Genomic DNA, 12384 nt, shown 5'->3' with positions numbered 1-12384 from the left:
ATACAACCTTTACAACCTATACAACCCCTATATTATAAGCCTTTGTTTGTGGTAGTTGTAGTGGTTGTAGCGGTTGTGTTAAATTAAAGTATAAGTTATAGGTTTACCTTTTTTTTCTTGGTATTTACTCCAAAATTTATCGGTAAATTTATCTAAAGTATCTCGTGCTGTTTTATCTGTTTTTTCATATCCGATTTGATTTAAAAGTTCAGTTTGTCCTAATCCATCAGGATTTTTATTTAGAATTTCTTTTGCTTTATTTACAAAGCTTTCTTCATATTCACTCATATTTGAAAAAACTGGATCTATATCTTTTAAGTCTAAAGTTATAGTATCAACTGCAAAGCCACAATCAGATATCGCATCTCTATCATTTTCAACTCTTAAACTCCATTGTAACTCATTTCCTAATCTTACTTTTTGTTTAAATTCATAAACATTATCAGCACTTTTTGCAAATTCACTACTTCCATCTATAACTTTTCCATTTTTTGTTGCATGATGTATTAATAATACAGTTCCACCAGAGTCTCTTATATCTTTCATATTCTGCATAAAAGATTTTGCTTTAGTGTCATTATGAATATTATCAACAAAATCTCTTGTACTATCAATAACAAAAATACAATCTTTATAATTTTGCCCAAAAGCATTTTTAATAATTTCACTCAAGAAACCCTCAGGAGTTAGACCCACTTTACCTTTATTAAAATATTTAATATTTTTATGTTCTTCAATAAGCCAATTAACTCCTCGTTCTTTTAATTGTCTTTTTGGGTTATCAAAATCAATATAATAAATCTTTTTTATTTTTGTTGCTAAAAGTTTACTAACTGCTAACATGAACCAAGTTTTACCTTGACTTGGAGGACCATATATCATAGTAATAGCTTCAGCAACCAAAAAATCTTTTATATAAAATACTGTTTCTTCATCATTTAAATCATTCGGTGTTAAAGCCATATTTTCAAAGCTAAACATTATGCACCTCTTACTTTCTCTAATTTTTCTTTTAACCAGTTTTCTAATTTTTCTTTATCCCTTAGAGATACTCTCTCAAGCAAAATATCAAAGTCATGTTTTTGGCTAGTTCTTCCATATCTAAACTCAATAAAAAGCACTTTTAAAAGCCATTTATTTAATCTATCTTTATCATCTGTTTTTACTATTTTGTTAAAAATAGTTTTGAAACTCAGGGAACTTATCATAAGTACTTATATGTACTTGGATATTTCTATAAGCTTCATCTAGTTTCTCATCACCTGTATTAACTGTTAATATGTTCATCTTTTCTTCCTTTCGTCACGTAACCATCTTTCAAGCTTATTATTTTCAGACTCTAAGAATTCTGCTCTTTCTTCTAATACTCTTATTTTATTATTTGCTTTTGTTAGCCCATCAATAGCTCTTATGTACATTTCCCATATTTCTTTTATTGCTAATGTTTTTAACATTTCTTCATCTTCTATAATCTCACTCATTTTTACTCCTCCTAATAATCTCAATAGAACAGCTCGTAAGCTGCTCTATGAGATCACTTAACCTCTTGGTAAATCTTTAAATTTTTTCTATCACCAAAAAACTCTTCATCATTTTTGATAAACTCTTTTGCCTCTTGTAGTGTTTCTTCTACACCTACTATGCAAAAGGTAGTTTCATCCTCAACATTAATAATTAAAAATTCATTCATCTCATCCTCCACCAATTATAAAATCTACCTACCAAATAGCTTCTACTGTAGCTAAAACCAAACATAGTGAAAACAACTATCACACTTTGTAATTCAGGGCTTAAATCTTTTATAAGAGGAAGTAATATCCTCATAACAATAAGCCCTATTAATATTCCTAACACACTATTTATGAGTGCTTCATTGTGTGTATCTCTTTTAGAACGCATTCATCCCCTCATTTTGATGAGTACTTTTTAAAAAAATGCAAAAATCTTCTTTTATCTTTTTTACTGTATTAAGAGATTCTTTTATGTTCATATTTTTTGTTTCAGCATACTTTGTTTCAATTTTTTGCAAGAGAGAGTCAATGTCTTTAAGTGAAATACAATTACAAGTTTTAAATATTTCTAAAGAATCACATCTTTTTATTTTTAATTTTTTCTTTGTAAAATTCAATCTATATTTCTTAAAAAGCCTATTAACAGCTGTTCTTTGGTTTTCAGTAAAAACCCTTCTTATTGGGATTAATTTTGTTTCAAACATATTACTATCCTTTCAGTACCTCATTTCGACGAGTAATCTTTCACAACAGTAAAACCATTGTCTTTTAACTCTTGTAAGGCTTCTTGCTCTTTTTCTTCATATTTTTTATTCTCGTCAGATTGGGGTATCATTCTCTACCATCGCTTTCATAACCAGCTATTTTATAAATATGCCTTGTATCATCAACTTTAAATTTTACACTACTGGTATTTCCCAGCATATCTCTAAATCCCTCAGGAATTCCATTTTTATGCATCTCTTTAGCAAGACTAATATTAGAATCTAAAAAACTATTTGTTTCATTAGTATCAAGCCAATCAACAGCTTGATTTAATACCTCTTCAACACTATCACCTGTAAAAACTACAACTTCATCAAGGACAAGTCTATACTTGCCCTTTTTACATTGCAAATCAAAGTTATTGCAATCTGCTTTTAAAATTTCAAATAGTTCTTCTATCATTACCATTCCTCCTCACTATCATCCTCGTCTGACATTTCAAAATCAGGACAATCTTTTATTTCATCATCAAGATAATTTCCATAAGCCTTACACTCAAAAGTTCCATCTGTAAAATCACTTCCTTTATATTTACAGTTGTAGCAACAGTTTGTTGCTATTCTTATCATAGTTCCCATCTTTTAGCCTCTTCTAGCTTTCTATACACAGCAGGGAAGATAAACTTCTTGTGGATTCATTTCAAAGCCTTTAAGTACTCCAAGCTTTCTGCTATTGCTTCACAAAATCCTGCTGTAAGACTTCCTTGATTAAAACATAGTTCCCCATTTATAAGTTCATCATCGTTATCTATAAAAAAAGGTTCTGTTATTATGCAAGGAGCATTTGTATATCTAAGCATATAACCACCTCTATCTTCAGCTGTTTTAGGTTTTATACCTCTATCTTTATTTTTTAAAACTGCTAATATATTTTTTTGAAAAATAGTAGCTATAGCTTTACCTTTTATAGATTTGTGATAATAAAGTGTTTCACAACCATTTGCTTGTTTATTAAAAGCATTACAATGTAACTCTATTACCAAATCAGGTTTTTGAGCATTTACTTCATTTGGTAAGTTCTGTAAAGTTGTTTCTCTATACATAACAACTATTTCATGCTGGTCAAAATTAAACAAATTCCCAAAATTATGCTCAATATCATGTGCAAGTTTTTGATTAAATTCAAACTCTGTAGTTCCATAAGTGCTATTCATAGCACCTTTAGATCTTTCTTGATGTCCTATTACTACTGCTACTTTCATTATTTCTCTCCTATATTATTTCCTGCTTCTTGCCAACATTTTTCCTCTTCTTTTGCATAGGATAAAGCTTCATCAATACTTTTACCCTCATCAAATAATTTTCTCCAGTAATAATCATCTTCAGACTCAATAAATACGAATTTATTTCCTCTTCTTAAAAGATTTCTTTTCCATTTTATAAACTCAATACTCTTTTGTATTACAGTATCTTGTATAGGAAGAGCTGCAAGATCTAAAATAATTCCTTCCCACATTCCATCTAGTTTTAATTCTTCTTTTTGTCTAAGATTTATGTAAGATTTTGTACCCGTAGTAATTCTTGCACTTTGTAATAGTTCAACTCCTTCTTTCCAAAATGGATGTTCAAATCCCCAATTTATAAGTTTCTGAATATCTCTATCATCATATTTCCCATTTTTAGGCTCTAATGCACCTAAAACAATAGTTTTTATATCATTGTCTTCAATATCTTTTATTTTCAAATTTGCGTATTGAAGAAACTTTTCTTTTGCAAGTTCGACTTTCACTTGGTTATAGTCAATAAGATTATTTACAGAAATTTTAAATTCTTTCGTTCCATTAAAAGACTTTAAAGTTATTCTTTCTGTTTTTCCTTTTAATCTTTCGATGTTATATTCTTCTCTTAGATTGTCTAAAAAAGCGTAACATTCACTATAAACAAAATCTTTATATTCCAAAATGGCAGCTTGAAGTTTCAAACCTTTAGCATGGATTTTTTCCACAAGTTCATCTTCTAGTTGTTCATCTATATCTATCCTTGCAGGATGTTTATATTCACCTGTTTTATCCTGCCACCAACCCTTATCATCTACAATTGGCATATATTCTCCTTATAATTTATTTTTTTGAGTACTCAATAAAGCTATCTTTTTCTAAGATAGCTCTATGAATACTCTTCATATTCATCTCCACCAAATGGATATTCTTTAGAACTTTTTTCATTTGCTTTTTGAGCAAGTACTCGTATATTTTCTCTTTGATCTACGATACTTAAACCCATAAATAACGCTAAAGTTCTACATATATATTCAGCTTTTTCTTCATCTACTTGTATTCCAACCTCTCCATGTTTTACAATAAACATCTTTTTATCTTCAACATTCACCCTTTTTACACGAATTGCACTCATTTCACATCCTCCTTGAAAGGTATTTTGTTTTTATCTTTTCTTTTATTTCCTGCAACCTCTGCAGCAACATAACCACATATAAACCATAAAAAGCAAACCAATAAAATCACTGCTATCTTCATCACAAACACTCCCTAATTTTTTTATAAATTAGGTGTGGAGCAGGGTATTTATTGTGCAAAACCTGATTTATAGTTGTTTTAGATAACTCTAATCTTTTTGCCACATCGCCTTGCGACATTACTTTTAAAGCATTTAGTAGTATTTTTCTAGCTGCAATATCTGTTTTAATTCCTGTTGTTGTACAATAAACTTCTTTGCTATTTATAATAGGAGCTGTTAAGATATTTTCTTTCGCAAGGAATACAAAAGTTGCTTCAAACAAAACTTTTCTAGCTTTTGTTTCATCAGCTCCTCTTCTTTGTATATATCCAGCAACTTCTAGCGGATAAATTATTGCTCTAATCGTATGCTCTTTAATATCCAAGATACTTTGCATATCTTTTACTTTAAAAAGTTTGTTACGTCGCATATAGTCCCAAACCCTTTGTTTCACACTTCTTTTTCCTGCAAAAGTTGTTTTTGCAATTCTTTTTCTAGGTTTTCGTTTTTTCTCTTCCATTACTCAACTCCTAAATCCTTGTAAGTTCGTAAATTCACACTTTCAATATCTTTTAGTAAACAAAGCTCTTCAAGTGCCTCAATCTTTCTTTTTATTTGTCTTAAATTTCCATATTTTTTATCAAAATGTGCTACTAAATCATTTTCGATTTTCACCTCAGATAACTCACAAAAGGCTTTTATATCTTCTAAAGTCATTTTTTCAAGCTTATGCAGTCTTAATCGGCTATAATAGTGTCCATATTTAGCCCATTTAACAGCACTTTGCTCCATACCTATAAAGATAATTACGCAAGAGGTTTGGTCTGTTAAATCTCTAAATACTTCTAGAAGTTCGTGTTTTGCGCCAGTCAGAAGTTTATCAACTTCATCAACTATCATTATTCTGTCTTCAAGTCTTAGTCTCTCTTTTATTTGCTCACTTGTCTCTGTTATTTTTCCACTATCAACGCCAAGCTCAACGCCAATTTTTTTAATCAAGAAACTTTTGGTCCAAACTTCCTCAGCTCTTAAAAAGATTATATTTTTAGGTTCATTTGCTGCTATTTTTTCAATAGTCCAAGTCTTACCAATCCCAAAACCACCATGTAAAAGAGCCATTCTTGCACTATTAAACTCTTCAATCTCTTCATTTTTAAGAGCATCTAACACCTCTCTTACTTTCTTAAAATTTGCTGTTTCTATAAAACCATGTTTCATTATGCCAATCTCCTTTTTTCATATTTTTCAAAAGCTCTTTTGTAGCTATCAGGCTTAAGCTCTTTTAATTTTTTATCTTTCTCATTCCACTCATTTTTCTCTAAGCACCATAAAAATCTATCTTCATAGGTTTCAAACTCAGGTCTTCTGCCCTCAAGTACTTTTTTAGGCTTACCATCTTCATCTTTGTTTTTAAAGTCATAGTGTTTGCTTGTTTCAAGTTCTGCTTTATCTTGCTCTTGTAGTTTATGCGACTCATTTAGTAGCATAGTTGTTACCGTAGTTCGTTTTGTTGTTGCAAGGGTATAACTTATTTCATATTTTTCTTTTGCTTTTATCACATCAATCAAAGTAGGGTCATCTGCTTCCTCAGCCATCTTAATAGCCTTATTAAACTGTTGTACTATTTTGTTTTGTTGTTTTCTAGCACTTGCAGCAGTTTCTCTACTTATTCCGTAGTACTCTAAATCTATTGCTTTACAAATAAGCTGCATAGTTTCAGGATCATAAGCTATTACTTCACCTAAGTTATCATTTGTCATAACTTTTACAGTTTTACCCATATAGTTAAATAACTCATCATGCCAATAGGTACAGTTATCCATCCTAATACCTTTTTTACCAACTTTAGCTTTGTAACTTTTACCAAGTAGTAAATCAAGCATTCTCTCATCGCCTATACTTTGCACAGGTGTAGGATAAGAGTTCCAAGCATTAATCGGAGATTTATTTAATCCACCATGTTCTTTTTGTTCATATATTCTCTCAGTCCAAAGATCTATTATCTCTTGTAACTCATCTTTATATAAAGCTATATTTATATCTATTCCTATATTCTCTTTTTTTATCCTCCAAAGTTCCCTAAAAGCATCCTCTTCATCTTTGTTTTTTATCTCTTCATTTGCCTTTTTTATAGACATAATCTTATGTGCAAAACTCTCTCTAGCTTTTATTTCGCTATTCATTGCAACATTGTGTCCTATAAAAGCAGGTATGTATCTAAACAATCCCCTTGCTAGTGTTCCAAACATCCTTTCAATAAAAGGTTTTTTATCCCCACTAAAAGGAGGTGTTGTATGCACCATAATCTCAAGATTTGCACAAACACTTGCAAAATGATTAGAAATAAACTCTTTTCCATTATCTATTACTATATTTTCAGGTATTCCAAACTTCAAAATCCCAGCTCTTAAAAGTCTTGTTACAGCAAAAACACTATTCGAATCTTCAACTTTAAATATAGGTCTTCTAGTTGCTATATCAATAAGTCCTAAAATCGTGTATCTTTTCCCATCTTTACATATAACATCTGCAGGTGTTGCATCAAACTCCCAGAAATGGTTTCTATAAAGTGCTTTTTCACTCTCATTTCCTAATGCAATAAGGAAGTAGTTCTTCCACTTATCTGGACTTTTAGAAAACATAAACAACTGTGGATTTGCTTTTTTCCATCTCTTATAAAAATTGTTTAATGCATCATACGAGGGCATAGTAGAACCAAAATGACTACACATAAGAAGATGAATAGTCCTTATTATCGGATGCGATTGTTTTAAAAAGTATCGCTCTGCCATTTGCTGTTGTTCTATTGTAAGAGCAGTTGTATTTTTCTCTTTGCCTCTACCATCAACAAAGGCTTCCACTAGATTCTCACCCTTTGCTTTAGCTTCTTTGTATGTTCTTATCCAGTCATTTAGTTGCTTCAAAGATATATTTCCCAAAATATCAAACTCAATTGAGTTTTTAAGGGTGTTTTCTATAAATTTGCCCTGCGATACACTTATATCTTTTTTAAAGTAGAACTCTATAAATTTAAGCTTTTTTAAGGCTTTTTCTTGCTTTTCACTACTTGCAAGAAGATATTTTTTTGTAAAAGCTTTAAAATTTGTTTTAGAAATGTTAGTAACTTTTTCTTCCTCTTTTACAATTCCTAGCTCTTTAAGCTTTTCTTTGTAGCGTTCAGGTAAATCATCATATTTATAGTGTTTTACAGGTTTTGTACTTGTATCTAGTTTTTTAGATTCAAAGGGGATGTTTTTTAGAGCTTTAGAAAGTGCCATTTTTGTTAGATTTAATTTTTCAATCAAATCTTTAGCTGTAAACTCCATATCAATTCTCCTCTTTTTCTTCCTTTTTTATCCAAGGCAATTTTCCAGCCCAAACACCATCTTTTTTAAGCTGTGCTATTATTTTTCCAACAGTGCTATTTTCATCTTTTACATTTTTACCTGTAACTCTTCTATTCATCAGTTTAGAAAACATTGTTTTATCAAGATTGTATTTCTCTACATATTTACCATCACTAAACATAAGTGAATCAAACCTAGCTCTTAACAAAGGAACAGTTTTATTTTTTTTATTTGAATCTCGAACTCTTATCATCCTAAAATTTAGATCTATTTTTTCATTCATTCTAAAATCTCCTTTTCAATAAACTCCACTAACTCTTTTTCTCCCTCAAGCTTTTTATTCTTTATAAATACAAGCTCCACTTTTGTTGGATTATTCTTATGCCTACAAACATAATATTTTTTACCAAACATAACCTCAGGCTCTGTTTGTATATTCCAAAAACCAAATTCAACTATCATTATTAACTCCTAAATTAAAATATAAAATACTCACAAAAATTAAGATATTTTTATCAATATTCACGGTTAAGTCCTTATTGGTTAAAATTTTGAGTACTCAATTCAAAACAACCAACTAACCAAAAGGACTTAAATATGAATAAATTTTTTGATAGTTACTATTACTGTGATGAAGGATTAATTCCTGTAGATGCTTTAATCTTAGAAAAATTAATGCGAGAATATTCAGAAATTAAAGAGTGCTATTTATCTATATATAAAGAGTTAGATGCTTTAAACATATTAAGATCAAGCTTTATGTCTAAATATAAATATGTAATATCTTATCATCCATACTATATGCTTTATAACAACATCAAGAGACCTGATATTTCTCTTTACAGAAGAAAAGAAAAATATCTAAACAGCACAATGTCTTTTTCTATTGCTTCTAAATCAAAAGCTATATTAGTATCATTTGAAGATGATAAATTTGTACATATTCCTCAAATATTAGAAGATAAAAAAACAAAAGTAATAACACTCAAAGAGTTTCGAAAAAAGGAAATAAAACTTTTTCATACAAACAATCCAACATCAACCGAATTGAACGATATAATTGAAATTTTAAAAGCTTTAAATGAAAAATTAAATATCATTTTTTCAAAAAAGATACCCTTTACCATTTTAGAGAATTCATTGAATTGGAGTTTAGTCTTCTTTTCCATGCGAGAGATTTCCTAGCCATTCTTCTAGCACACTTTTTAGTTGCACCCATTTTTCTGAACTTTTTTTCATATTCTTTTTGTTCAATCATTAGTTTATTTGACATTTTTAGCCATATAGAAGCCTTTGATTCTTCTATATAAGTGCCATTTTTTACATCAGCTATTATTTCCATTAAAGTTTTACTCATCCTCTTCCTCCTCCTCAATATCTAAAGTTAAGCCCTCTTGAAAATCGCAAAATCAAAAGGACTTAAGAATAGATATTTTCATATCTATTTATATTCCAGTGCTTTTCTTTTCTTGGTACACTGCTCAAACCTCAATTTATATCCCTTTTGACACATATAAATATTTTTTTAACAATTATCACTAGATGTTACTCCTAGCGTTTTCAACCGTTGTCTTAAGAACTGGTTTAAAAATTTAAAGATCATGTTTTTTAAAAAAAAAACTCAAGTTTTAATAAACTTAATAGAGCTTTTAAACAAAAGCTCCGTTAAATCTACTTATATTTTAAAAGTGTAATTTTTTGTTGTTTTATGTACCTCGTACATTTTTTTTTCATAAACTCTTTTGAATTTTTCAAGTTTATTTATGTTTTCTTCAAATTTACCTAGTATTTGTGAGGGACTTATTCTTGCAGGTAAATCTATTTTTATATCAAGTAAATTTCCATTTAGTGTTCTTATTCTTACTGCATAAATATCTCCGCTTGAATAAGCTAACACACTCTCCACTCGTGTTCCAAAATCTGTACAAGCCATAGTTAAAATATCAAGCATAAAAGTACTATCTATCTCTTCTTTTTCTACAAAAATTTTTAAAGCACTTTGCGCGACAAATTCCTCCGTTCCTGTTTGTGTCAATTCAAATCTAATCTTTCTCATTTATGTTCCTTTTTATTATTTTTCTCTTATAATGTTCTTTGTATGTTGAACAAATATATAACGAAGTATAGATAATTTTTACTCTATTGTCAAGAGTAAAATTACTAAATTAGATAATTTTTACTCTAAAGGAATATGATGACACCTGCTGAAAGGTTTAAAGAAGCCCGTAATTACATTGTTTTAACTCAAAAAGAGTTGGGGGAAAAATTGGGATTCCAATGGCATAAAATTAAAGATATTGAGGCTGGAAAGCTAAAAGTTACACCAGATATCGCAGAATATTTAGAGAATTATTACTCTATTAGTGGCTGGTGGCTTCTAACTGGCAAGGGTGAAATGTTACTAAAAGATAACAATTTAGTTCAAAAAAATGAAACAAAATTAGATTCAAATTTAGTTACTATCTCTTATTTTAAAGATACTTATGCAGCAGCTGGAGCAGGTGCTATAAACTATGATAAAGCTCCAAAAGTTATGACTTTTGATAAAGAATTTTTAAGAGTTCAATTGGGAATAACAGTTTTCAAACATCTTCATATTATCCATGCTATTGGAAATAGTATGCATCCAACTATACAAACAGGAGAGATGCTATTTATAAATCCTTTTGAAAATGAAGACTTTAAAATAAGAGATAAAGATATTTATGTAATTAATACTCCCAATGGAGTGCTTGTAAAAAGAATAAAAATACATCCAATAAAACCTATTTACATATTAGTGTCAGATAATCCTGAAGATGAAGATATTATTCTTGAAGGTGATGAGTTTAACTCTTGTACAGTTATAGGTCGAGTTATTGGTCATTTTAATAAGTTGTAAAAAGGAGAGGATATGGCTTTTATACCATTTGTATTATTTATAGTAGTTTGGATTTTTACTTATAAACATTTCATAAGTAAGCAAAAAGGAAAGTTTATATCCCATTTTTTAGGATTTATAATCTCTTTTTTGGTATTTATTATTTCCCTTACAATAATTGCACCTACATCAACGCCTACTTTAGAACAGATAGAAAAAAAAGAAGAACCTAAAATTTCAGATACTTCAAATACACAGTTGAAAGTATTAAAGGTATCAGATTATCCATATACCTTTAAAAATAAATCCGCTGTCTCTTTTTATATAGGAACGGATGAATATAACTATATAAATATTACTATCCCTCGTGAAAATGTAAAAAAAGGTTTTATTTTAAACACAAAATTAAACACTAATGATAGAAATCTTATTTCTGCCATTGCATCATGGGATAAAAAAACATATTTTGACAATGAAAATTCATTTGTAATTTTTGAAATCACAGATATAGATTATAAAAATAAAACTGCATCTATAAAGCTAGAAGTAAGTCTTAATGAAGCAAAAGAAATCGCTAGTAATTTTCACGTTCAATTAACTGCAAATATAACAGATGAAGTATTTAACAATTTTATAAAAAAAGATGAAATAAAAGATAAATATCTAAATAAAAAATTAGAAAATAAGCCTTTAATTGATTTAAAAGCATATCAATCTATTTCTCCAGAATATGTTTTTGCAAACTTTATAAATAAATGGGGGGATAAAAATTATAAAGAGATGGCAGAATATACTCAATTAAGATGGAAAGAAAAAGAAAAAAATCCCGAAGAATTCTTGAGAAATTTATATGATCTTAAAAATTTGCAAAGTGCAGAAATTGTTAAAATTGAAAAAAGTGGAACAGCTGCATATAAAATTATTGCAAATATGATTTATATAAATACTATGAATAATGAAGAGTATAATGTTTCTATAACAGGCATGGTAATTAAAGAAGAAAACATATGGGGAGTAAACCCAATATCAACTTTAGCAGAAAAATAATTTTTTTTATTTGCAGTTAAAATGTTAGTAACTTTCACTAACTTTTTAACTGCAAATCTTAAGCTTTAGGTTTACTTGGTTTACTTGCTAGGTTTACTTGCTATACTTTTACAATCGTTTCACTCTTTCCTTTTTCTTTTTTTAATACAAAAGCTTCTACTTAATTTTATTGATGATATAGCCTATAATATCGGCTTAGTAGATACACTTTAAGTGTTAAAATTTCTTTGATTTTTTCTATAATAAGGAAGATAAGGGGAGATAGGGAAAAAATACATCACATACATTTCTACAACCGAGCTATAAAAACCCTTATAAAGCCGATAATAAGGGCATTAAAAATAAAAAACACCCGATAAAACACACTAACATTTCTTTTACTCCCTCACACAGATTCATAT

Annotated in this window: 20 protein-coding genes; 3 read left to right on the top strand and 17 right to left on the bottom strand. The window is 29.1% G+C overall.

The window, feature by feature from the left end; translation table 11 throughout:
• Positions 1-78: 78 nt before the first annotated feature.
• The 16 genes from ABLL_RS09420 to ABLL_RS09355 all read right to left on the bottom strand — a co-directional run bounded on the left by ABLL_RS09420 (position 79) and on the right by ABLL_RS09355 (position 8538).
• Positions 79-981: an AAA family ATPase gene (locus ABLL_RS09420; protein ID WP_014474568.1), complete on the bottom strand. Its 903-nt coding sequence runs from the start codon at positions 979-981 to the stop codon at positions 79-81.
• Complete coding sequence (locus ABLL_RS09415) at positions 981-1208, bottom strand: hypothetical protein (protein WP_014474567.1); 228 nt, start codon at positions 1206-1208, stop codon at positions 981-983. Before ABLL_RS09415 ends, ABLL_RS09420 begins: the two co-directional genes overlap by 1 nt.
• A gap of 75 nt (positions 1209-1283) precedes the next feature.
• Complete coding sequence (locus ABLL_RS09410; RefSeq protein WP_014474566.1) at positions 1284-1481, bottom strand: hypothetical protein; 198 nt, start codon at positions 1479-1481, stop codon at positions 1284-1286.
• A 53-nt stretch (positions 1482-1534) separates the two neighbouring features.
• Positions 1535-1690, bottom strand: a complete 156-nt coding sequence (locus tag ABLL_RS15080; protein WP_014474565.1) for a hypothetical protein — start codon at positions 1688-1690, stop codon at positions 1535-1537.
• 198 nt (positions 1691-1888) lie between these two features.
• A complete protein-coding gene (locus ABLL_RS09400; RefSeq protein ID WP_014474564.1) occupies positions 1889-2215 on the bottom strand; it encodes a hypothetical protein in 327 nt (108 codons plus the stop codon).
• 127 nt (positions 2216-2342) lie between these two features.
• Entirely contained in the window at positions 2343-2678 is a 336-nt protein-coding gene (locus ABLL_RS09395; RefSeq protein ID WP_014474563.1) for a hypothetical protein, read from the bottom strand.
• Positions 2678-2854, bottom strand: coding sequence for a hypothetical protein (locus ABLL_RS15075; RefSeq protein ID WP_158310010.1), 177 nt, complete (start codon positions 2852-2854; stop codon positions 2678-2680). The genes ABLL_RS09395 and ABLL_RS15075 overlap by 1 nt, the downstream gene beginning before the upstream one ends.
• A gap of 56 nt (positions 2855-2910) precedes the next feature.
• Complete coding sequence (locus ABLL_RS09390; RefSeq protein WP_014474562.1) at positions 2911-3477, bottom strand: N-acetylmuramoyl-L-alanine amidase; 567 nt, start codon at positions 3475-3477, stop codon at positions 2911-2913.
• Entirely contained in the window at positions 3477-4319 is an 843-nt protein-coding gene (locus tag ABLL_RS09385; RefSeq protein WP_014474561.1) for a DUF3164 family protein, read from the bottom strand. The genes ABLL_RS09390 and ABLL_RS09385 overlap by 1 nt, the downstream gene beginning before the upstream one ends.
• A 62-nt stretch (positions 4320-4381) precedes the next feature.
• Positions 4382-4627: a hypothetical protein gene (locus tag ABLL_RS09380; protein WP_014474560.1), complete on the bottom strand. Its 246-nt coding sequence runs from the start codon at positions 4625-4627 to the stop codon at positions 4382-4384.
• Complete coding sequence (locus ABLL_RS15210) at positions 4624-4752, bottom strand: hypothetical protein (RefSeq protein WP_258239352.1); 129 nt, start codon at positions 4750-4752, stop codon at positions 4624-4626. The genes ABLL_RS09380 and ABLL_RS15210 overlap by 4 nt, the downstream gene beginning before the upstream one ends.
• On the bottom strand, positions 4749-5249 hold the full coding sequence (locus ABLL_RS09375; protein WP_014474559.1) for a hypothetical protein: 501 nt from the start codon (positions 5247-5249) through the stop codon (positions 4749-4751). Before ABLL_RS09375 ends, ABLL_RS15210 begins: the two co-directional genes overlap by 4 nt.
• On the bottom strand, positions 5249-5947 hold the full coding sequence (locus ABLL_RS09370) for an ATP-binding protein (RefSeq protein ID WP_014474558.1): 699 nt from the start codon (positions 5945-5947) through the stop codon (positions 5249-5251). Before ABLL_RS09370 ends, ABLL_RS09375 begins: the two co-directional genes overlap by 1 nt.
• Positions 5947-8055, bottom strand: a complete 2109-nt coding sequence (locus ABLL_RS09365; protein WP_014474557.1) for a DDE-type integrase/transposase/recombinase — start codon at positions 8053-8055, stop codon at positions 5947-5949. Before ABLL_RS09365 ends, ABLL_RS09370 begins: the two co-directional genes overlap by 1 nt.
• A 1-nt stretch (position 8056) precedes the next feature.
• Complete coding sequence (locus ABLL_RS09360) at positions 8057-8359, bottom strand: hypothetical protein (RefSeq protein WP_014474556.1); 303 nt, start codon at positions 8357-8359, stop codon at positions 8057-8059.
• Positions 8356-8538, bottom strand: a complete 183-nt coding sequence (locus ABLL_RS09355; protein WP_014474555.1) for a hypothetical protein — start codon at positions 8536-8538, stop codon at positions 8356-8358. Before ABLL_RS09355 ends, ABLL_RS09360 begins: the two co-directional genes overlap by 4 nt.
• Before the next feature lie 135 nt (positions 8539-8673).
• Between ABLL_RS09355 and ABLL_RS09350 the strand changes: the two genes are divergently transcribed.
• Positions 8674-9261 (top strand): hypothetical protein, encoded by a 588-nt coding sequence (locus ABLL_RS09350; protein ID WP_014474554.1) that lies wholly within the window; start codon positions 8674-8676, stop codon positions 9259-9261.
• Positions 9262-9751: 490 nt separating this feature from the next.
• Here the strand turns inward: ABLL_RS09350 and ABLL_RS09345 are convergent, their stop codons facing one another.
• On the bottom strand, positions 9752-10132 hold the full coding sequence (locus ABLL_RS09345) for a hypothetical protein (protein WP_014474553.1): 381 nt from the start codon (positions 10130-10132) through the stop codon (positions 9752-9754).
• A 138-nt stretch (positions 10133-10270) separates the two neighbouring features.
• Between ABLL_RS09345 and ABLL_RS09340 the strand changes: the two genes are divergently transcribed.
• A complete protein-coding gene (locus ABLL_RS09340) occupies positions 10271-10957 on the top strand; it encodes an XRE family transcriptional regulator (RefSeq protein WP_014474552.1) in 687 nt (228 codons plus the stop codon).
• Between the two features lie 12 nt (positions 10958-10969).
• Positions 10970-11983: a hypothetical protein gene (locus ABLL_RS09335; protein ID WP_014474551.1), complete on the top strand. Its 1014-nt coding sequence runs from the start codon at positions 10970-10972 to the stop codon at positions 11981-11983.
• Positions 11984-12384: the final 401 nt, after the last annotated feature.

Source organism: Arcobacter sp. L (assembly GCF_000284235.1).
Lineage (GTDB): Bacteria > Campylobacterota > Campylobacteria > Campylobacterales > Arcobacteraceae > Aliarcobacter > Aliarcobacter defluvii.
The sequence above is the reverse complement of the archived record's forward strand: the minus strand, read 5'-3'. Positions and strand labels throughout refer to the sequence as shown.